Raw genomic sequence first — 22,542 nt, 5'->3', positions numbered from 1 at the left:
ATACACTATGCGATATGTCTTCATGTTTGTTCACTTCGGATAGTCCCGAACCGAGCCATTACCTGTTATAGTGGATTTCACATTTATTTAACTCAAAAATCAACGGCATGTTACGGCGCTTCTTCTCTTACTATTCCCCTTATAAAGGGCTCTTTATCCTCGATTTTGGCTGCGCGATCATCGCAGGCCTGCTTGAGCTCGGCTTCCCAATGGCAATTAAAGCGTTTATCGATAAGCTATTGCCGGAACAAGACTGGTCATTGATTTTATTGGCCTCAGTCGCATTATTGGCGGTGTATTTACTGAATACCGGGTTAATGGCCATCGTGAACTATTGGGGCCATGCATTGGGTGTCGGTATTGAAACAGATATGCGACGTCAGGCTTTTGAACATCTGCAAAAATTGCCTTTTCGTTATTACGACAATATGAAAACCGGGCATATTATTACCCACGTGACCAAAGATCTGGAAGAAGTGGGAGAAATTGCCCACCATGGCCCGGAAGATCTTTTTATCGCCATAATGACCTTCATTGGCGCATTTATTCTGATGGCCACCGTGCACCTGCCATTAGCGATGCTCACGATTGTTATCGTGCCTTTTATGACATTTTTAGTCAGCCGCTATGGCGCACGGATGACCGAGACCTGGCGTCAGTTATTTGGTCAGGTCGGCAACTTCAATGCTCGTATTGAAGAAAGCGTGGGAGGAATTCGCGTCGTTAAGGCATTTGCCAATGAAGAACATGAGCAGCGATTGTTTGCTCATGATAACGAGAACTATCGTCGTACCAAACTGCAAGCCTATCGCATTATGACGGCTAGCTTGACGCTCAGTTATCTCAGCACGCGTCTGATTCAATTAATCGTGATGTTGGCAGGTATTTGGTACGTCATTGCCGGTGAGCTAACCTACGGCGGTTTCATCGGCTTTTTATTATTGATCGAAGTATTCTTCCGTCCTGTGGCAAAAATCACCTCTGTGCTGGAAAGTTATCCGAAAGGTATTGCCGGTTTTAAGCGTTTTACTCAGTTGATCGATACGGTTCCTGACATTAAAGATGCGCCCAATGCATGCGACGTGAGTGCACTTAAAGGTGATATTCAATTCCATCAGGTGAGTTTTGGTTATTCTCCCGATCGCCCGATCATTCATCGTGTTGATTTATCGATTCGATCGGGCGAAACCATTGCCTTTGTCGGTCCCTCCGGCGCAGGAAAAACAACGCTTTGCTCGCTACTCCCTCGTTTTTATGATTTAACCGGTGGCAGTATCACTATCGACGGTATTGATATCCGCAATATGACCCAGTCATCTCTGCGTAGCCAAATCGGCATCGTACAACAGGATGTATTCCTCTTTGGTGGCACAATTCGTGAAAATATTGCCTATGGAAAACTGGGCGCGAGCGACGAAGAAATTATGCAAGCAGCTCAGCGAGCCAAATTAGATGAATTGATTGAGACGTTACCTGACGGTCTGGATACGATCGTGGGAGAGCGAGGCGTTAAGCTTTCAGGTGGGCAGAAACAGCGGCTATCGATTGCCCGAATTTTCCTGAAGAATCCGCCTATTCTCATTCTCGATGAGGCCACATCTGCATTGGATACCGCAACCGAGCAGGCTATCCAACAATCCCTCAGCGAACTTTCAGCTGGGCGCACGACATTGGTTATTGCACACCGACTGGCGACGATTCAAAACGCAGAGCGCATCGTCGTTGTTGATAACGGAGGTATCCTTGAACAAGGTAGCCATCAAGCATTAATGGCGCATAGTGGCGTTTATGCCCAACTCCACCAAGCCCAGTTCGGGTACGTATAGTGTTTTGGGCGGGGGATCTCCCCTCGCCGCCTCCTATTTTTCCTGGATGTGATGTTAATGGTTTCAACCCAAATAAATTGCATTTAAAATACATCAATTACCAATTCATTATAAATGATGACTATGGCTAGAAAACCGCTGGGGAAATACAGACGACGAGAAATCCATACCGTTGGATTAATGATCGAATTATACGAAAAACACCACCCCGTAGAGGGTGATCCTGATAAATACAAGCGCCTGTCTGATTATGCTACCAATCGCCTCGAACGTTGCTATTTTGGGGAAGATAAGCCTGCATGTAAACATTGTCCCATCCATTGTTATCAGCCCGTCAGACGCGACGAAATCAAGGCGATTATGCGTTGGTCTGGCCCCAGGATGTTACTTCACCACCCGATATTAGCGATCCGTCATTTGATTGACGATCATCGTCCAGTCCCCGATTGTCCAGAAAAGAAAGAGAAAGTATCAAAAAACATAAGAAAAACGACCGAATAGCAAGATGTTCTACCCAGGACGGGGCATCGACAAGAAAAAGGCCGCTTACGCGGCCTTTTTAGTTATCACATTTACTCTTTGGGAGAGGCGTTCTCTACCCTGCTTTTTAGCTTTTGCCCCGGACGGAACGTGACCACACGGCGCGCCGTAATCGGAATATCTTCGCCAGTTTTTGGGTTACGTCCCGGACGTTGGTTTTTGTCTCGCAAATCAAAATTGCCAAAACCAGACAATTTAACCTGCTCACCATTTTCCAAAGCGCGACGAACTTCTTCAAAAAACAGCTCGACTAGCTCTTTGGCATCCCGTTTGCTCAGCCCAAGCTTCTCAAACAGGTATTCTGACATTTCAGCTTTAGTAAGCGCCATAGGTTCAATCCCTCAAGGATGCTTGGAATCGCTGTTTTAATGCTGCTACACATTCTGCAACGGTAGCGGCAATTTCCTCTTCTGCCAGTGTACGTGAGGTATCTTGTAATATCAGACTAATAGCCAGACTCTTATAGCCGTCTGCTACGCCCTTACCTCGGTACACGTCGAATAAGTTTACGCCAACTAACTGATTTGCGCCAACTTTCTTACACTCGGCTAAAATATCACCCGCAGGGATATTTTCAGCCACCACCACGGCGATATCGCGACGGTTTGCAGGGAAGCGAGAAATGTCGTTCGCATCAGGCAGAATGCGGTCTGCAACCTTGTTCCACAGTAATTCGAACACCACTGTGCGACCATTCAGGTCCAGCTTACGCTCCAGTTCCGGATGAATAACGCCAATAAATCCAATACGTTCCCCGCACAGATAAATAGCAGCACTTTGCCCTGGATGCAATGCTGGATTGCTTTCGGCGTTGAACTCAATATCGGACAACTTACCTGTCAGCGCCAACACGGCTTCTAAATCGCCTTTTAAATCATAGAAGTCAACAGCCTGGCGCGCCAGATCCCAATGCTCTTCATAGCGCGTCCCCGTAATCACGCCCGCCAGCATGAAATCTTGGCGGATCCCCAGGTCAGCACTGGCATCCGGCACAAAACGCAGGCCGCTTTCAAACAGACGTAAACGGCTTTGTTGCCGATTTTGATTGTAAACTACCGCCCCCAGCAGACCACTCCACAAGGAAAGACGCATAGCTGACATTTCAGCTGAGATCGGGCTAGGCAGGATTAACGCGTCCTCTCCTGGGTGGATCAGCGACTGAATTTTCGGGTCAACAAAACTGTAAGTAATTGCTTCCTGATAACCATGATCCACTAATAGCGTCTTAGCGCGCTTGAGAGAAAGCGAAGCCTCACGATGAGACGTCATGGTCAATGGAGCAAGTGTGGCAATATTCGGAATATTGTCGTAGCCGTAAATACGAGCAACTTCTTCAACCAGATCTTCTTCTATTTCCATATCGAAACGCCAGCTTGGCGCTGTCGCTTGCCAGCCCGCATCCATTTTAGTCACGCTACAGCCAAGACGTTGCAAGATATCCATCACTTGCTCATCCGCAATAACATGTCCGATCAGGCGATCCAGTTTTTCACGACGTAACGTAATGGTCGCACGTGCAGGCAAATCGGCTTCACTGGTCACATCAATGACCGGACCAACGTTCCCTCCACAAATATCGATCAACAAACGGGTTGCACGTTCCATCGCTTTAAACTGCAACGCAGGATCAACACCACGCTCATACCGATGTGATGCATCGGTATGCAAACCATAACGACGGGCACGCCCCGTAATGGAGAGAGGATTAAAATAGGCACATTCCAGCAGAACATTCTGTGTATTTTCATTCACACCTGAATGCTCACCGCCAAAAATCCCCCCTAACGCCAAGGCTTTTTGTTTATCGGCAATGACCAACGTATCCGTGTTCAGCTTGGCCTTATTGCCATCTAATAACGTCAACGTTTCACCGTCTGTCGCCTGACGCACGACAATTCCGCCCTCTAACCGATCAAGATCGAACGCATGCATCGGTTGTCCTAACTCCAACAGAACATAGTTAGTCACATCCACAACCGGGTCGATAGAACGAATACCGCAGCGACGCAGCTTCTCACGCATCCATAGCGGTGTGGCTGCTTTGACATTGATGCCTTTAACCACGCGCCCCAGATAGCGAGGGCAGGCCTGAGGAGCCTCGACATGGATTGGGAAAGTATCCTGAATGGTTGCTACAACCGGTTGAATCTCAGGTTCGATCAGCGGTAACTGATTCAATACCGCTACATCGCGTGCGATACCAATCATTCCCAGACAATCCGCACGGTTTGGCGTCACACTGATCTCAATCGCCTTATCGTCCAGTTGCAGATACTGACGAATGTCCGTGCCAATCGGTGCATCCAGTGGCAATTCGATAATGCCGCTATGGTCGTCGGAAATGCCCAATTCTGAGAATGAACACAACATGCCTTCGGACGGCTCACCGCGCAGCTTGGCAGCCTTAATTTTGAAGTCGCCGGGGAGTATTGCCCCAATGGTTGCCACTGCGACTTTCAGCCCCTGACGACAATTCGGTGCGCCACAGACAATATCCAGCAAGCGATCGCCGCCTACATTAATTTTTGTGACTCGCAATTTATCCGCATTAGGATGCTGTGCACACTCAACGACTTCACCAACCACGACACCGTTGAACGCCCCCGCAACCGACTCTACGCCGTCGACTTCCAGACCAGCCATTGTGATCTGTTCAGATAATGCTTCGCTATCAACCGCCGGGTTTACCCACTCGCGTAACCAGAGTTCACTGAATTTCATGATGATATACCCGCCTTACTTAAACTGTTTGAGGAAACGCAGATCGTTTTCGAAGAATGCGCGCAAGTCTGTCACGCCATAACGCAGCATGGTTAAGCGTTCCATTCCCATGCCGAACGCGAAGCCAGAATACACTTCCGGGTCAATACCGACGTTACGCAGAACGTTCGGGTGCACCATGCCACAGCCTAGCACTTCCAGCCATTTCCCATTTTTACCCATCACATCCACTTCAGCGGACGGCTCGGTAAACGGAAAATAGGATGGACGGAAACGAACCTGTAGATCTTCCTCAAAGAAATTACGCAAAAAGTCATGCAGCGTTCCCTTCAGGTTGGTAAAGCTGATATTTTTATCAACAATCAGCCCTTCCATCTGATGGAACATTGGGGTATGCGTCTGATCATAGTCATTTCGATAGACACGACCAGGAGCAATAATACGAATCGGTGGCTGTTGGTTTTCCATCGTACGAATTTGTACGCCGGAAGTCTGAGTACGGAGCAACCGTTTTGCGTCAAACCAGAACGTATCATGATCGGCACGCGCGGGATGATGCCCCGGAATATTCAACGCATCGAAGTTATGATAATCATCTTCAATTTCCGGCCCCGTCGCGACAGAAAAGCCCAGCTCACCGAAAAATGTTTCAATGCGATCGATAGTTCGAGTGACCGGATGTAGACCACCGTTTTCAATAGTGCGTCCAGGTAATGAAACATCGATGGTTTCTTCTGCCAGACGAGCATTCAATACAGCAGATTCCAAGGCCTGTTTACGTGCGTTCAGCGTTTCCTGCACGTCTTGCTTCGCCTGATTAATCACGGCACCAGCCGCAGGGCGATCCTCAGCCGGCAACTCGCGCAACGAGGTCATCTGAAGGGTTAAGTGACCTTTTTTGCCAAGATACTCAACGCGCACGTTTTCCAGTGCGGCGATGTCCTGGGCCTCTTCTATAGCTGTTCTGGCTTTAGCAACCAGCTCTGCGAGATGTGGCATTGTGTTCCTCTTTTTCTGCCTATGCAGCCAACGGTCATGATTGAAGCATGTCGTTTTACCAACATACTAAAAACGGGAGTAAAAACCGAACGTTGTAAACAAAAAAGCCTCCCTTAGGGAGGCTTAAGCGCTACTTTTCGTTTCTTTTCTTACGCGCAAAGCCCCCTGGATATCAGGCGCTAAAGTAAAAAAAGAAACGGAAAATAGCAGCATTCATGCTTGCATTACCTTGCTGTAATCAATAAAGGATGTTTTAACCGACGAAAAAGGGAGCCAATGCTCCCTTTCTCAACTGACTTACGCCAGTGCTGCTTTCGCTTTTTCAACCAGTGCGCTGAACGCAACTTTGTCGAATACTGCGATATCAGCCAAAATCTTACGATCAATTTCAACAGAAGCTTTTTTCAAGCCATTGATGAATTTGCTGTAAGACAAGCCATTTTGGCGAGCTGCCGCATTGATACGTGCAATCCACAGCTGACGGAATTGACGTTTACGTTGACGACGGTCGCGGTAAGCGTATTGACCAGCTTTGATTACTGCCTGAAAGGCAACACGATAAACACGCGAACGAGCACCGTAGTAACCTTTCGCTTGTTTCAGTATTTTCTTGTGACGTGCACGGGCAACTACACCACGTTTTACGCGAGCCATATGCTCTCTCCTAAAGTCTTATTCTGAATTAAAAAAAGGTTACTTATGCGTAAGGCAGACATGCTACGACCAGACCTAAATCTCCTTTGGAGACCATGCCTTTCGGACGCAGATGACGTTTACGTTTAGTCGCTTTTTTGGTCAGAATATGACGCAGGTTAGCATGCTTACGCTTAAAACCGCCTTTAGCAGTTTTTTTGAAGCGTTTAGCGGCGCCGCGTACTGTTTTAATCTTTGGCATTATTATTTCCACTTCGCATTGTTAATAAAACGAATCAGATAAGGCGAACAAAAACCGCATGGATTTATCAGTTAACACCAAATAAAACCGATACGGTTTTGCTACTTGAATGCCTTACTGTTTCTTCTTCGGTGCGAGCACCATGATCATTTGACGGCCTTCGATCTTCGTTGGGAAGGATTCGACGACTGCCAATTCACTCAGATCGTCACGAACGCGATTAAGCATTTCGATACCAATCTGTTGGTGCGCCATTTCACGACCACGGAAACGCAGGGTGATTTTGGCTTTGTCACCATCTTCCAGAAAGCGAATCAGGTTGCGTAGTTTGACCTGATAGTCGCCATCATCGGTACCAGGCCGGAATTTGATTTCCTTGACCTGAATAACTTTTTGCTTCTTCTTTTGTTCCTTTGTGGCCTTACTCTTCTCATAGAGGAACTTGCCGTAATCCATGATTCGGCAAACCGGCGGCTCGGCGTTCGGACTGATTTCAACTAAATCAACACCTGCTTCCTCGGCTTTTTCTAATGCTTCATTCAGACTGACAATGCCAAGCTGTTCGCCTTCGACGCCTGTCAGGCGTACCTCATGTGCGCGAATTTCTCTGTTGATGCGATTAGGACGCGCCGGTTGAACTCGTTTTCCGCCTTTAATACCTTATTCCTCCAATTGATGAAGACTACGGCTGCGAATCTCTTGCTGCAGCTTACTGATCACTTCACTGACATCAAGGCTCCCCAAGTCTTTACCACGACGAGTACGGACAGCAACTTTTCCTGCTTCCACCTCTTTATCGCCACAGACCAACATATAGGGAACACGCCGTAAAGTGTGCTCGCGGATTTTAAAGCCTATCTTCTCATTTCTCAAGTCTGCTTTTACACGAATGCCTGCTTCTTGCAGTTTTCTGGTCAATTCGCTGACATATTCAGACTGGCTATCGGTGATATTCATAATCACCGCTTGTACCGGTGCCAACCAAGTTGGGAAGAAACCAGCAAATTCTTCGGTAAGAATACCGATGAAACGCTCCATTGATCCCAGAATGGCACGGTGAATCATTACCGGTACCTGACGTTCGTTACTTTCCCCAACATAGGACGCGTTTAAGCGGCCCGGTAGCGAAAAGTCGAGTTGCACCGTACCACACTGCCAGGCACGATCCAAACAATCATGTAAGGTAAATTCAATTTTTGGTCCGTAGAACGCCCCTTCACCGGGTTGATATTCAAATGGAATCTCATTTTCGGTCAATGCGGCGGCCAAATCTTCTTCAGCACGATCCCACATCTCATCGCTGCCGATACGTTTTTCAGGACGCGTAGACAATTTCACCACGATTTTTTCAAAACCGAAGGTGCTGTACATGTCGTACACCATCTTGATGCAACTGTTTACTTCATCACGAACCTGTTCTTCCGTACAGAAGATATGCGCATCGTCCTGAGTGAAACCACGCACGCGCATTAAACCATGCAGAGAACCCGATGGTTCATTACGATGACAGCTACCGAACTCAGCCATACGCAGCGGCAGATCGCGATATGATTTCAATCCTTGATTGAAAATCTGCACGTGCCCTGGGCAGTTCATCGGTTTAATGCAGTATTCACGGTTCTCCGAGGAAGTCGTGAACATCGCTTCTTTGTAGTTATCCCAGTGACCCGTTTTTTCCCACAGCACACGGTCCATCATAAATGGACCTTTCACTTCCTGATATTGGTACGCTTTCAATTTCATGCGTACAAATGCTTCCAGCTCACGGAAAATTGTCCAACCGTCATTATGCCAGAACACCATCCCAGGCGCTTCTTCCTGCATATGGTATAAATCAAGTTGTTTACCAATCTTACGGTGATCGCGCTTAGCCGCTTCTTCAAGACGTTGCAAATAAGACGCTAACTGTTTTTTATCTGCCCACGCCGTACCATAGATGCGCTGTAGCATCTTATTCTTGCTGTCGCCACGCCAGTAAGCACCGGATATTTTCTGCAACTTAAAATGATGGCAGAAACGCATATTCGGCACATGGGGACCACGGCACATATCGATATATTCTTCATGGTGATATAAGCCGGGACGATCATCATGGCTTATATTTTCATCCAAGATAGCAATCTTGTAAGTTTCACCGCGTGCCACAAACGCGTCGCGCGCTTCCTGCCAACTGACCTTTTTCTTAATCACGTCGTAATCGGTGTCAGCAAGTTCGTGCATCCGTTTTTCGAGAAGATCGATATCTTCCTGAGTCAGAGTACGATCGATATCAACATCATAGTAAAAACCATTGTCGATAACCGGGCCAATTGCCATTTTAGTATCCGGCCACAGTTGTTTAATGGCATGCCCCAATAAATGAGCGCAGGAATGGCGGATAATTTCCAGACCGGCTTCATCTTTCGCGGTAATGATAGCCAACTGCGCATCAGCTTCTATTTTGTCGCTGGCATCGACTAACTCATCATTAACACGGCCCGCGATACAGGCTTTTGCCAAACCGGGACCAATATCCAGCGCGACATCAAGGGGAGAAACCGCATGGTCATAGTGACGCTGACTTCCATCAGGAAGGGTAATAACAGGCATTAGAATTCCCTTATTTGCAGTGGTGACCCACACGAAAGATCACATACAAAACTATTTAACTATTGAACATCAGAATGTTAACCGTGCTATTCCTCTATACTCTGCGAAATATGTACACATGGATGCGCATACTTCAAAATGCCCACCAGCGTGACACAGCTAACGTCGCGCCAATATTACACCGTATATTCTGAGTGTTAAAGTCGGACTCAGCAGACCGAACGAGGGAAGCGCACTTTTGTTATCCGCTCACGAACCACTTCTGAAATGAAAACACAAATCAGTATGCAGGTGGCATGCTTTCCCCTGCCCCCGTTTTCTATCGTTTTATTCCCCTGGCAGTCACCATTCCCACATAAAAACCACAACTAAAGCATGGTTTTTATGTAAATCTGTTAGTTCGCACACTGAATTTAAAAAACGTAACACTATTCTCATCCTGAGAGTCAATTATCGTTTCTTAATGACTTCATATCATCGCGCTTCCCTATTGTTCAGAGAGGAAATAAAGCATGAAAATGAAATTGCTGCCTGTCATTTTAACCGCATTTTTTGCTGTCAGTGTATTCGCCGCGGATAGTGCCATTAAAGATGGCACCTATAAAGCCGAAGCCATTGGCTTTGACGAGCATGGCTGGAAACCTTTCCTCGAACTCACCTATAAAGATGGCAAAATTACCGACGTTAAATTTGATTATACGAGTGAATCTGACGGTCATCTGAAAACAAGCGATAAAGAATATATCAAAAAAATGCACGCTACGACGGGAACATCGCCTGATATCTACACAGTCAAGCTTCCCCAATCTTTGATTGAAAAACAAAATGTTGCAGAAGTTGATGGAGTAACTGGCGCAACACATTCAACGGAAGACTTTAAAATATTGGCCGGCGCAGCAATCAGGAACGCCAAAGCAGGCAATCAGGAAACAGCCAAAATAGAATAAATTTCATTACTATCGCAATGGCGATATGTCATTTATTGCAAAGAGGAAATGCCCCTATCCTGCATTTTTCTAAATGCAGGATAGGGATTATTACACTTTAGTTTGATTGCAATGCTGCTGATTTTGCTTTTTTCTTACGCAAAAATAGAAATCCTCCCCAAATAACAGCAATCCAGAATGGAATCAAAATAACGGAAATACGAATACCAGGCGATAACAGCATAATAACCAGTATAGCTGCCAGGAAAATCAGGCAAAGGTAATTCCCCACCGGATACCAAAATGCTTTGAAACCAGGCTCAATCCCTTTTTGTATCATTGCCTTACGAAAACGAAGATGAGCAAGGCAGATCATGATCCAATTTATGACCAGCGTAGAAACTACCAGCGCCATAAGTAGTTCAAACGCTTTTCCCGGCATCAAATAGTTAATCGCGACGCCAGCAGAAGTCGCCAACGCAGAGAGTACGATAGCGCGTACCGGCACTCCGCGAGCATTGACTTTTGCCAGACTTTTCGGCGCATTGTCTTGTTTTGCAAGGCCATAAAGCATCCGGCTATTACAATATACACCACTGTTATAAACTGACAGTGCGGCCGTCAATACAACGACATTAAGAATGTTAGCCACCAGATTGCTATTCAACGCATGGAAAATCAGCACAAACGGACTTCCTCCGCTGACGACATTTCCCCATGGGTAGAGAGATAGCAAAATTGACAACGCGCCAATATAAAAAATCAAAATGCGGTACACAACCTGGTTGGTCGCTTGAGGTATGGAACGACGCGGATCGGCTGCTTCAGCCGCTGTGATCCCCACCAACTCCAATCCGCCAAAGGAAAACATGATCACCGCCATCGCCATGATCAGCCCATTCGCGCCGTTTGGCATGAATCCGCCATGAATCCATAAATTGCGAATTGTTGCCTCTTCACCACCATTACCACTGAGTAATAACCACGCACCGAAAACAATCATTCCGACAATAGCCAGAACTTTTATGATGGCAAACCAAAACTCCGTTTCGCCAAACAAGCGGACGTTAACTAAATTGACAGCATTAATCAGTACAAAGAAGACGGCAGCCGATACCCAGGTTGGAACCTCCGGCCACCAGTATTGAATATAAATACCAACGGCAGTGAGCTCAGCCATACCGACCAAAATGAACATGGCCCAGTAATTCCAGCCAGCAAGAAACCCTGCAAAATCGCCCCAGTATTTATAGGCAAAATGGCTGAATGAACCGGCAACCGGTTCCTCCACAACCATCTCCCCAAGTTGACGCATGATTAAAAATGCGATCATGCCAGCAACAGCATAGCCCAATAACACCGACGGCCCCGCCATCTGAATGGTCTGGGATATACCTAAAAATAGGCCAGTTCCAATTGCCCCACCCAATGCAATTAATTGGATGTGGCGGTTTTTTAACCCGCGTTTTAACACTAACTCCTGCTGCTCACTCGCCATAGCATTTCCGTGCTTCCGATGAAGCTTTTTTCAATATATGTAGGGATAAATTTTCAAACAAGTTTCAGGTGTGCCGACAATTCAGCTAAATAGACGCACATCACTTGCTATCGCCATATGCCGTAATCAACGCTCAGGTATGACGTTTTTAAACGCTAGCGTGTCATCATCACGGTCTTGAATTGATATAGCACTCGTTTCTTCTGTCGTTTTTCCTCGCATTTCCTGCGGTACCAGCAGTTCTAACAGTTCCAACTGCTGACGCTGTTGCTCAACAACAGTATGTAGCAATTTGATCTGTTCATTCGCTCGAACACTCGCCCGGTTAATAAAAAACCAGATAAGAATAATCAGTAACGCAACCAACGCGATAAAAACCATTTCTAGCATGTTCACACCAACTCCACTTTACATTCTGACCGACATGACTAGCGGTCAATTACCGCCAGCAAGCTCATCTTAACACTGAGCGTCCAACAAGTTCGAGACTCTGCTGATATCTCATGTTGGTATTACGATACCTTTGCCATAAAAAAGCCTGTCACTAGGACAGGCTAATTTAAAATAATCTCATTCAAAACAATCTCATTTAAAACAATCCCACATCAGAACGGATAACCATGGTATCCCAATTGCTCAGAGATGTTTCTCGCTGCGGTGTGCAACATTTCAACATATCCGAGTTTATTCTCTTCAGAAAAACGAATCGTTGGGAATGAAATACTCAGGCCGGCAATCACCACCCCAAAACGGTCAAAAACAGGCACAGCAATACAACGCAACCCTTCTTCCTGCTCTTCATTATCTTCGCCGTACCCTTGCTCACGCACCAGATCGATCTGGGTTAGCAGTGCGTCGGCAGTACAAAGCGTGTGCGGAGTACTGCGGGTAAACTCGACGGTGGAGAGGATCTCTTCTACTTCCCCTCGATCGCGCCAAGCCAACAACACTTTGCCGATAGCAGTACTGTGCAGCGGATTACGACGCCCAATACGCGAATACATGCGCAGGTTGTACATGGAATCAATCTTGTGGATATAAACGATCCCATCTTCATCCAACGCGCCGAGGTGAATCGTTTCTCGCGTGAGTGTCGAAAGCTCGCGCATCTGTATATCTGCGCTACGAATTAAATCAACGTTCTGTAACGCTTTTGCGCCAAGTTCAAATAACTTAAGCGTTAGCGAATATTTTTCTGATTCCCCCTCCTGCGCCACATAGCCGAGGGATTTCATCGTCTGCAAAAAGCGGTACACAGTACTTTTAGACATCATTACACGTTGAGAGAGTTCGGTAATACCGATCTCACGCTCTTCACCTAATGCCTGCAAAATACCAAAAACCTTTAAAACGGACGACACGGAATCGGGTTGTTTATCTAAATCTGCAATAGCCATTTTTGTGGTTACCCTACTCAGTTTTTCTTGTTTTAAAAAAAATAGAACAATGGTTTTAGTATAAAGGGAACGCTTTGATTATGGCAATGGAGCAACAACGATAATCAAGTAACTTTGATAAATATCAGGATCAATAACTTTACTAATTAATATGTAAGTAAATTTATAGATGAAATACTGTGCCGTTAGTATAACGGCACAGTTTATTAACGATGATTATTGCCAAACAGAATCAGGCACCTTAGCCAGATACAACGCGGGTTTTCCATCGACATCAGAAGTAAACAAAACCTGTTTATTATCCGGTGTAAAAGAAGGATGTGGATGCGTTACCTGACGGTCCCCTTCCAGCACTTTCCAGGATGTATTGTGCTGTGCGATACGATGTTCCTTGCCTGTTTTCAGATTGAAAACATACAGGAACGGATCGTTCTCGATTTTGTAACCCCCATCGTCTTGTACATCAACCGGAGCATCGGAACCGTCACCGACCAACAGTGTGCCATCATAGTTACTCATCAGGTGAGAACACGGCGGCATAATGCGAAGTTGACGATCTTCCAGCGTGACCGGATCAATACTACGAATATAGCGATTACTATCGTCTTTCAGATAAGAAACATAAATCATCGCAGAACCGTCTGGAACCCAGAATTCATGGGTGCAGCTCTCGCCTTCAGCATGCTCTTTTACCTTACGCATATTGGTGCCATCTTCGTTGATAAACCACATACGCGCATCAACAAGATCGTGTGGCCCTTCATGGCAGAAAGCCACCGTATTATCATCACCTGGACGATAAATAGGATGACCTAACCATTGATTTTCCTGAAGAATAGTTTCAGATTTTCCGGTAAGCAGATCAACGCGAATCAAACGGCAGCATGGATTCGTGAAATAAAATTCCTGGAATTTTTTCCAGTCAGTTAATGGCTTCCAATCTTCTTTCTTAATTTCAATACCGACCATCTTGGTACAATCAGAATTCGCTACCCAAGTGCCGTAACCAACCCAGTCATCAGGCACCTGGTAAATCGTTTTCTCTTCCAGCGTTTCAAGATCCACACGCATCAAATTACGCACATTCTTCACGTAATACAGCGCATCATCATCTGGAGAAAGAAAACCACCAAAGGTATTATCCCCTTTTCCTTCGGTTAACTGTGTTGCTTCTTGCGTTTTCAGGTCCAACAGATAATAGTTCCACGGACCATCAAATGCGCCACCAAACAACAGCTTACTGCCATCATTGCTAAAGCATTTTTGGTAAAAGTAGTTGCGGTGACAAATAACATCGGGAGGAGTTAAGCGCACAACTTCGGTGCCGGTTGCAGAATCCTGATAGGAATGAAATGTTAGGGGGAACTTGTTACCTTTAGCCATCCGTAAATCCTTAGCGCTTTTCATGAATAATCTGACGTTGCACGAGCGTATAACCAGAAAAATTCATCATTTCAACTATACGCTTTCATGCGAATTATCAAGTAATTTGACATTATAGAAACAATGTTTCATTTTTCCGTGATCGCGGTTTTATTTTATAAAACATTCTTTCTATTTTCACCCACTGTTTCAAATTCAATAGACAACTTCATACACGCGCAACAACGCACAGGTAACTTGAAGTATGACGGGTATATTGATATTGCAGCAATGAGAAATGGCATAGATCAAAAAAGGCCCTAATCAGGGCCTTTGGTGAGTATATTGTGGGACTTTATTTCAGGTATTCCCCTGAACGTAGCGCCTCAATACGCTTATCCAACGGTGGATGCGACATAAACAATTCACTGAAAGATTTAGATTTACCGTTGATACAAAACGCCATCATGCTCCCTTCTTCCTGGGGTTCATAACTGGTTTTCAAGCGCTGTAGTGCGGCAATCATCTTTTCTCTCCCCACCAATTTCGCAGAACCGGCATCAGCGTGAAACTCGCGATAACGGGAGAACCACATCGTGATAATGCTGGCCAATATGCCAAACACCAGTTCCAAAATGGTTGCCACGGCAAAATAAACCAACGGATTACCGTTACTGCTCTCGCCATCATCACGATTGCCGGAAAGAAAGCCGGAGGCTACCTGCGCAATTAAACGGGAGATGAAAATAACAAAAGTATTCACAATCCCCTGAATCAGCGTCATCGTAACCATATCACCATTAGAGATGTGGCTGATCTCATGGGCAATCACCGCTTCAGCCTCATCACGACTCATATTTTGCAATAAGCCAGTGCTCACAGCGACTAATGATGCATCACGGCGCGCTCCCGTCGCAAAAGCATTAATATCAGGCGCATGATAAATAGCGACTTGAGGCATCACGATACCGGCCTGCTGAGACTGTGAACGGACAGTTTCCAACAACCAGCGCTCCGTTTCATTACGCGGTTGTTCTATCACTTCGCCGCCCACCGAGCGCAATGCCATCCATTTGGACATCAGCAGTGAAACAAACGCACCGCCAAAGCCAAACAGCCCAGCCATAATCATTAAACCCTGGACACTGCTGGACCGAATTCCCGTCAGGCTGAGTACCAGCCCGAAAACCAACATCACCGCCAGGTTGGTGATCAGGAAAAGCGCAATACGCATCATAAAAGTCTGATTTCCTCTCGCAGAAAGATAAAGTTTGCAACACCTACATCGTATGGGTTGCCGTGGCATTTTCAAGCATTCTTAACTTTTCAGTTACTAAATCCACATAACTTTACACTTTTCAAAAGGCAAGCGGCTTCACATTCCCATTCAGGATAGGTGATACACATTCATCAAAAAACATCAACGGCCTGGCTATACACACTGTTCTCTAACACAAACTCGCCCTGCCGCCGATAAATTGAACGTATGGGAATTATTCCAACGTGGGAATATCAAGCTTTAACAAATGTGTAAAATCTTCCGCTGACATGGGATGACCAAATAAATATCCCTGCGCTTCTTCACAGCCTTTGTTTCTCAAACGTTCGCACTGTTCCTGCGTTTCGACGCCTTCAGCAATCACGCCTAATTCGAAACTTTTGCCAAGATAGAGTATTGCACGAACAATCGCAGCATCTGATGGCGAATCACACATCGTACGCACAAATGTCTGATCGATCTTGAGTCGTGTGACCGGATAATTTTTCAGCATACTCAATGACGCATACCCCGTACCATAATCATCAAATGCGATCCCGATTCCAGCACTTCGCAGTTCATTCAATGGTTGCAGCATATTTTCGTCATAGCGCAGGATGATATTCTCGGTAATTTCCAACTCAAGTGCACTCGGATGCAACCCTGTTTCTGCCAGTACATCCGCGATTTTCTGCGCCAGCATTCCTGAACGAAACTGAGCGCTAAACAGGTTAATACTGATACGAAAATTCTCCGCACCGGCGTTACGCCAGCGAACGGCTTGTTCACAGGCCGTTTTCACTACCCAATCGCCAACACGTTCAGCCCAGGGACCATGCTCCAGAGCGGTCAGAAAATCACCCGGCCCCAGTAACCCCTTGATGGGGTGACGCCAACGCAATAGCGCTTCCGCCCCGACTATCTCATTCGTCGCCAAATTCACCTGAGGCTGATAGAACATCTCAAATTCATGTTGTTCATATGCCCGCACAAACTCCAGTTGAAAAGCGTGCCTTGCCTGAAAAATTTCACGTAATTCACGAGTGAAAAGACGGTAGCAGTTTCGCCCTTCAGATTTTGCCTGATAAAGCGCCAGGTCTACATTCGTCAACAATTCCTGAGCCGTACAGCCATGACCAGGCGCGAGCACTATTCCGATACTGGCGCTGATGTTGACCTGATGTTCATCAATAATCATAGACTGAGAGATTTCGTGGATAATGGTTTCCGCGATCCCACACATGACTCGCTGATCGTTAATCCCCTGAAACAATAAGGCAAATTCATCCCCCCCCATGCGAGCAACGACATCACCAACTCGCACAACCGATTGAATTTTCTTTGCTACACTGACCAAAATCTGATCGCCGCTCGCATGACCAAGGCTATCATTCACATCCTTGAAACCATCCAGATCGACCATCATGATCCCAGCAATTGGGTCATTCTTTAGCGCTTGTTCCAGGCTATTGGTCAATAAAGTACGATTGGCCAACCCCGTGAGCGGATCCATATGCGCCAGCAAGAACAAACGTTCTTCATTACGACGACGTTCTGTTATATCCCGCAGAATCGCACCGTAGCTGACATTATTATAATGATCTTTCCACATCGAAACCGATAGTTCGACGGGCACCGTTCCGCCACTTTTAGTATTAACATTCAATTCCAACAAGATGCCATTAGCCAAGGTTTCATGATCGGTAATCAGCTGATTTAACTGAACCATATAAGACTCTGGTACAATGGTATTAATACTGGAACCAATGATTTCCTCACCGGTATACTCCAGCATTTTCTGGGCGGCCGTATTCCAGAATGTAATAGACCCTTTTTCATTTACGCAGATAATACTGTCTGGTGACGTATTCGCGATATTTTCAAATCGAATTTGACTCGCTTTCCTTGCCAAATCAAGCCGACGCATTTCCAGTTTATCCATCACCAGCGCGGCCAAATCTTGCAAATTATGCTCGTCTCTGGCACTAAGCCCTGCCCTAGGTTTCACATCAATAACACAAAGCGTACCAATCGCATGACCAGACGTCGTTCTTAGTGGAATACCCGCATAAAAACGGATATGAGGGATCCCCGTCACCAATGGGTTATTTTTAAACCGGGGGTCTTTACGCGCATCTGGAACAACCATGATTTTCTTTTTAAGGATCGCATGAGCACAAAAAGAGATATCCCTTGGTGTCTCGCAAAAAGAAACCCCTAGCCCCGCGGCGAATAATTGCCGCTCTGCCTCCAACAACGAAACCAAAACAACAGGCGCGCTGAAAACATTTGCAGCCAAATTAATCAAATTATTAAGACCAGTATCGAACAAAACGCTCTCAATGCCATACTCACGAAGAGCGGCAAGACGCTCAGCTTCATCTTTGCCTATTGGGGCACAGCTCATAGGTTCCCCCTACAGTATCCATCGCCTTAGTTTTCAGATTAAAAAGTAAAATTTAGGTTATAACCTAACGAATTGCTGTAATGGTATCGGTACAAACAGTAGATCAACGCTGGCATGCAAAATAATAGGCAAACCTCCACCTTCAGAGTAGTGACCGCCTAAAGCTGATAAATGATTATGGCAAAAGATCCTAAGTCTATCATCCCTTAGCATGCATACTAATTAACCGCTCAAAGTATTCATATCTTTTGATAACTTATCTGTTCAGCCATTGTATGAAAAATGATCGAAACTGATTGACGTATAACCGAATGGGATGATGTTGCCTGAAGACTTAAACGTCCTTTTGCTTAATAAAGCGAGTGGCGAAGATCCCTATCCGCAATAGGTATTTTGGATCGGTTCGTTAAAAGTCCATCGTTAGAAAACATGCTAAATTGGGTATCTTTTATGCAGATAGCATAAAAGAAAAAGGAAGAGAATCGGAGAAACGGCACCTCGAAACAATACCTTGGTATAACACTGGGATATATACCCTAAATAATTCAAGTTTCAGGACAAAAACGGCAAAGCGTTTTTGAACAGCGCTTGCACTGACTCCGAAGGGGTGAGGTCATAAGGTCGAATAACGGGTTGAGGCTCATGGATGAGTTGAGTAACAAACGCAACCAATGCACATGCAACTTGAAGTATGAGGAGTGCCTCACCCGGATGCCTATCTGATAAATATTGCTAAAGATCATTTATCAGGCAGGAAAATAGCTTATCGAATGTTCGGGGGTATCATTTTGAGCTTTAATAATTAAAGCCCAATCACCCGTATACGGTACCGTTAAATAAATCTCATTTTCTGCTCGATAGCTAATAAACCCCGATGTTGCTCTTAAATCCGTGTCGCTCTCTTCCCTTTTCTCATTAACCATTTGAATTTCAAAAGCATTAGTGCATTTAACAATAACCGTGTCACCACCAAAAAGACTTAAACACGTATGAATGACAGACATACAACGACCTCCACCGCATATTGCGATTAACATGCTAAATAAAACTTATTAATGAATGATTTCCCACAGCGGGATTTTCATAAGAACAAAATACATACTGCCAGATTGTGATTTAGATCAAGTTAAATCCACGTTTTAACAAATCGACAAGAGAGATAAGATGAAACAATAAGAGAATAAGCGCTATTAGGTTTTTTGATAATATCGCGTGACTCAACAGAATCGTGTAATAAGTAGATAAGGTATAATTTTTTAGCACAATCTACGGATAAAACCGGGAAAATAATATATGTCCAGAATAATTTGAGTTGTGTAAAGACATCAATCGCACGCAAATTAGTTTGAAACTAATTTGCCCAACCCATGACTAGCCGCAAACAAGAGACAGGCGTCTCTTATTTCATCTTCAGATGAAACACATGTAGGTCACTGAGGCAAGTAAAGACAGACCAATTGGCTAAGTCAATTTGAACGCGGCTTGCGGCCCCCGTCAGGGCGAACAATTAAGATTTGAAATATTGTTAATAGCGGAAGAGAATATTCACAGGAAATATCCTCTGAAAAAACAGAGGGGCCAAGAAATAAAGGCCCCAATTTTTTAATCTGCGATAAACACAATTACATGTTATCGATGATGTCCTGCGCAAACTCGCTGCATTTCCGTAGCTTAGCGCCTTCCATCAGACGTTCGAAATCGTAAGTCACGGTCTTGTTCTTGATCGCGCCTTCAACGCCTTTAACAATTAAATCAGCCGCTTCGAACCATTGCAGATGACGCAGCATCATTTCAGCAGATAAGATGACTGAGCCAGGGTTTACTTTATCCTGACCAGCATATTTCGGTGCGGTTCCGTGAGTCGCTTCAAACAGCGCACATTCATCACCAATATTTGCACCCGGTGCAATACCGATGCCGCCAACCTGAGCAGCCAACGCATCAGAAATATAGTCACCGTTCAGGTTCATACAGGCGATGACATCATATTCAGCAGGACGCAGCAGGATTTGTTGCAGGAATGCATCGGCAATCACGTCTTTTACTACGATTTCTTTGCCGGTGTTCGGATTCTTGATTTTCACCCACGGGCCGCCATCAATCAGCTCACCGCCGAATTCTTCACGCGCCAACTGGTAGCCCCAGTCCTTAAACGCGCCTTCGGTGAATTTCATGATATTGCCTTTGTGTACCAACGTGACAGAATCACGATCGTTGGTAATCGCATAGTCAATCGCAGCGCGAACCAGGCGTTTCGTCCCTTCTTCTGAACACGGTTTAATACCGATACCACACTGTTCAGGGAAACGGATTTTGTTAACACCCATTTCTTCACGCAGGAACTTGATCACTTTGTCGGCTTCAGCAGAACCCGCTTTCCATTCAATACCGGCGTAAATGTCTTCCGCATTTTCACGGAAGATCACCATATCCGTCAGTTCAGGCTGTTTCACCGGGCTCGGTGTACCTTCATAGTAGCGTACCGGACGCAGGCAAACGTACAAATCCAACTGTTGACGCAGCGCTACGTTAAGGGAGCGAATACCGCCACCAACGGGCGTTGTCAGTGGGCCTTTAATCGCCACACGATATTCACGAATCAGATCCAGTGTCTCTTCCGGCAGCCAAACATCTTTACCATAAATCTGTGTGGATTTTTCACCGGTATAAATTTCCATCCAGGAAATCGTGCGCTTACCTTGATAGGCTTTTTTTACCGCGGCGTTCACAACATTGATCATCGCAGGCGTCACATCGACACCGATGCCATCGCCCTCAATAAACGGAATCACCGGATTATTAGGGACAACCAGTTTTCCTTGAGCATCAACCGTGATCTTTTGACCCTCTGTCGGTACAACTACTTTGCTTTCCATTAACCTCTCCTTCGAGCGCAATTTTGTTAATGACTTGTAAGATGCGTGTCAATACTACTTGAATATTCAGCCCGCGCCAATCGCAAACCATTTCGAGTATAATGCCTTTGTTACTCGCTATGATAAAGATGATGAATAAAATCCCTGTTAAAAATCACAAAGTTAAACGCTTCAGCTCACGAACAGCAAGAAAAAAGCATCAGGAGAACATTTCCCGGCGTGTTGTGCTGTTCAATAAACCCTTTGATGTTTTACCTCAGTTCACTGATGACATGGGACGTAAGACATTGAAAGATTACATTCCTTTTAGTGATATCTATGCTGCCGGGCGGTTAGATCGGGATAGTGAAGGGCTCATGCTCTTAACCAATGACGGTCAACTGCAAGCCCGACTCACACAACCCGCACAAAAAACGGCAAAGACCTATTTTGTTCAGGTTGAAGGGATTCCGAATGAGGATGCGTTGTCACAATTTCGTCGAGGTTTATCATTAAAAGACGGCAAAACGCTCCCCGCAGGGATTGAGATCGTTGAAGCACCGGCATGGCTGTGGCCACGATTTCCTCCGATTAGAGAACGGAAAAATATCCCTGACTGCTGGTTGAAAATCACCCTCCATGAGGGGAAGAATCGCCAAGTTCGCCGTATGACCGCGCATATCGGTTACCCTACCTTACGCCTTATCCGCTACAGTATGGCTAATCAAACGGTGGAAGATTTATTACCCGGAGAATGGAAGGAAATTACTGATGTTTAAACCTCATGTTACCGTAGCCTGTGTCGTACAGGCTGAAAATCATTTTCTGGTAGTTGAAGAGTTAATTAACGATAAGCGACTCTGGAATCAACCTGCTGGACATCTGGAAGCAAATGAAACCCTGATTCAGGCAGCCAGTCGGGAGCTATGGGAAGAAACCGGAATTCGCGCCGTCCCGCAGAGTTTTTTACGTCTGCATCAATGGATCGCGCCCGATCAGACACCCTTCTTACGTTTCTGTTTCGCTCTTGATTTGACAAGCCGCGTCGAAACACAGCCTCACGACAGTGATATTGAGTGTTGCCATTGGCTGACGAGAGAAGACATTCTGCAATCATCTTGTCTCCGTTCTCCACTGGTCGCCGAGAGTATCCGCTGCTATCAGCAGCCAGAACGTTACCCTTTAACCCTACTACAAGCCTTTAACTGGCCTTTTTAGCCCGTAATGCGTCAGGAATAGCAATGCAGGCCTTGACGCATCATGCTAAAA

21 protein-coding genes and 1 other annotated feature are annotated in these 22,542 nt (G+C 45.6%); of the genes, 5 read left to right on the top strand and 16 right to left on the bottom strand.

The features are described 5' to 3' along the window. Positions 1–107 precede the first annotated feature (107 nt). A complete protein-coding gene (locus ACKPVM_RS05780; RefSeq protein WP_409307680.1) occupies positions 108–1,826 on the top strand; it encodes an ABC transporter ATP-binding protein in 1,719 nt (572 codons plus the stop codon). Between the two features lie 123 nt (positions 1,827–1,949). Further along, entirely contained in the window at positions 1,950–2,327 is a 378-nt protein-coding gene (locus ACKPVM_RS05775) for a nitrous oxide-stimulated promoter family protein (RefSeq protein ID WP_409307678.1), read from the top strand. A gap of 71 nt (positions 2,328–2,398) precedes the next feature. Here ACKPVM_RS05775 and ihfA read toward each other — a convergent pair whose 3' ends face one another. The 8 genes from ihfA to thrS form a co-directional block, all read right to left on the bottom strand. Continuing rightward, entirely contained in the window at positions 2,399–2,695 is a 297-nt protein-coding gene (gene ihfA / locus ACKPVM_RS05770) for an integration host factor subunit alpha (protein ID WP_009112984.1), read from the bottom strand. Positions 2,696–2,699: 4 nt separating this feature from the next. Next, positions 2,700–5,087, bottom strand: coding sequence for a phenylalanine--tRNA ligase subunit beta (gene pheT / locus ACKPVM_RS05765; RefSeq protein WP_409307675.1), 2,388 nt, complete (start codon positions 5,085–5,087; stop codon positions 2,700–2,702). A 15-nt stretch (positions 5,088–5,102) separates the two neighbouring features. Continuing rightward, positions 5,103–6,086: a phenylalanine--tRNA ligase subunit alpha gene (gene pheS / locus ACKPVM_RS05760; protein WP_409307673.1), complete on the bottom strand. Its 984-nt coding sequence runs from the start codon at positions 6,084–6,086 to the stop codon at positions 5,103–5,105. Positions 6,087–6,183: 97 nt separating this feature from the next. Beyond that, positions 6,184–6,308, bottom strand: a sequence feature (Phe leader region). Continuing rightward, the gene (gene pheM, locus ACKPVM_RS05755; RefSeq protein ID WP_106120997.1) at positions 6,259–6,303 is read right to left on the bottom strand and encodes a pheST operon leader peptide PheM; all 45 of its coding nucleotides are present in this window, start codon (positions 6,301–6,303) and stop codon (positions 6,259–6,261) included. (Overlaps the previous feature by 45 nt.) Before the next feature lie 75 nt (positions 6,309–6,383). Continuing rightward, entirely contained in the window at positions 6,384–6,740 is a 357-nt protein-coding gene (gene rplT, locus ACKPVM_RS05750) for a 50S ribosomal protein L20 (RefSeq protein ID WP_009112987.1), read from the bottom strand. Between the two features lie 43 nt (positions 6,741–6,783). Next, positions 6,784–6,981: a 50S ribosomal protein L35 gene (gene rpmI, locus ACKPVM_RS05745; protein WP_109054964.1), complete on the bottom strand. Its 198-nt coding sequence runs from the start codon at positions 6,979–6,981 to the stop codon at positions 6,784–6,786. Between the two features lie 114 nt (positions 6,982–7,095). Next, positions 7,096–7,638: a translation initiation factor IF-3 gene (gene infC, locus ACKPVM_RS05740; protein WP_409307846.1), complete on the bottom strand. Its 543-nt coding sequence runs from the start codon at positions 7,636–7,638 to the stop codon at positions 7,096–7,098. Positions 7,639–7,641: 3 nt separating this feature from the next. Further along, complete coding sequence (gene thrS, locus ACKPVM_RS05735; protein WP_409307672.1) at positions 7,642–9,570, bottom strand: threonine--tRNA ligase; 1,929 nt, start codon at positions 9,568–9,570, stop codon at positions 7,642–7,644. A gap of 512 nt (positions 9,571–10,082) precedes the next feature. Here thrS and ACKPVM_RS05730 point away from each other — a divergent pair. Then, entirely contained in the window at positions 10,083–10,517 is a 435-nt protein-coding gene (locus tag ACKPVM_RS05730; RefSeq protein WP_409307670.1) for an FMN-binding protein, read from the top strand. A gap of 97 nt (positions 10,518–10,614) precedes the next feature. Here ACKPVM_RS05730 and ACKPVM_RS05725 read toward each other — a convergent pair whose 3' ends face one another. From ACKPVM_RS05725 to icd, 8 genes are all read right to left on the bottom strand, one after another. Next, positions 10,615–11,994, bottom strand: a complete 1,380-nt coding sequence (locus tag ACKPVM_RS05725; RefSeq protein ID WP_409307669.1) for an amino acid permease — start codon at positions 11,992–11,994, stop codon at positions 10,615–10,617. 126 nt (positions 11,995–12,120) lie between these two features. Then, positions 12,121–12,375: a YebO family protein gene (locus ACKPVM_RS05720; protein WP_409307844.1), complete on the bottom strand. Its 255-nt coding sequence runs from the start codon at positions 12,373–12,375 to the stop codon at positions 12,121–12,123. A gap of 224 nt (positions 12,376–12,599) precedes the next feature. Beyond that, positions 12,600–13,391, bottom strand: a complete 792-nt coding sequence (gene kdgR / locus ACKPVM_RS05715; protein ID WP_409307667.1) for a DNA-binding transcriptional regulator KdgR — start codon at positions 13,389–13,391, stop codon at positions 12,600–12,602. Between the two features lie 216 nt (positions 13,392–13,607). Then, on the bottom strand, positions 13,608–14,774 hold the full coding sequence (gene ogl / locus ACKPVM_RS05710) for an oligogalacturonate lyase (protein ID WP_409307665.1): 1,167 nt from the start codon (positions 14,772–14,774) through the stop codon (positions 13,608–13,610). 334 nt (positions 14,775–15,108) lie between these two features. Beyond that, positions 15,109–15,990, bottom strand: a complete 882-nt coding sequence (htpX, locus tag ACKPVM_RS05705; RefSeq protein WP_409307664.1) for a protease HtpX — start codon at positions 15,988–15,990, stop codon at positions 15,109–15,111. Positions 15,991–16,246: 256 nt separating this feature from the next. Beyond that, on the bottom strand, positions 16,247–18,418 hold the full coding sequence (locus tag ACKPVM_RS05700) for a sensor domain-containing phosphodiesterase (protein WP_409307662.1): 2,172 nt from the start codon (positions 18,416–18,418) through the stop codon (positions 16,247–16,249). Between the two features lie 746 nt (positions 18,419–19,164). Then, positions 19,165–19,422 carry a hypothetical protein gene (locus ACKPVM_RS05695; protein ID WP_409307660.1) on the bottom strand — a complete coding sequence of 86 codons (258 nt, stop codon included), beginning with the start codon at positions 19,420–19,422 and terminating at the stop codon, positions 19,165–19,167. 618 nt (positions 19,423–20,040) lie between these two features. Then, positions 20,041–21,294 carry an NADP-dependent isocitrate dehydrogenase gene (gene icd, locus ACKPVM_RS05690; protein WP_409307658.1) on the bottom strand — a complete coding sequence of 418 codons (1,254 nt, stop codon included), beginning with the start codon at positions 21,292–21,294 and terminating at the stop codon, positions 20,041–20,043. A 131-nt stretch (positions 21,295–21,425) separates the two neighbouring features. On the opposite strand from icd, the gene rluE reads away from it, so the two are divergent. Next, positions 21,426–22,052, top strand: a complete 627-nt coding sequence (gene rluE, locus ACKPVM_RS05685) for a 23S rRNA pseudouridine(2457) synthase RluE (RefSeq protein ID WP_409307842.1) — start codon at positions 21,426–21,428, stop codon at positions 22,050–22,052. Beyond that, positions 22,045–22,491, top strand: coding sequence for an NUDIX hydrolase (locus ACKPVM_RS05680; RefSeq protein ID WP_409307656.1), 447 nt, complete (start codon positions 22,045–22,047; stop codon positions 22,489–22,491). The genes rluE and ACKPVM_RS05680 overlap by 8 nt, the downstream gene beginning before the upstream one ends. Positions 22,492–22,542 lie beyond the last annotated feature (51 nt).

The sequence above is a fragment of the Pectobacterium hainanensis genome, assembly GCF_046237015.1.
In the GTDB taxonomy this organism is placed as follows: domain Bacteria; phylum Pseudomonadota; class Gammaproteobacteria; order Enterobacterales; family Enterobacteriaceae; genus JBJYIN01.
This window is presented reverse-complemented; position numbering and strand designations above follow the sequence as displayed.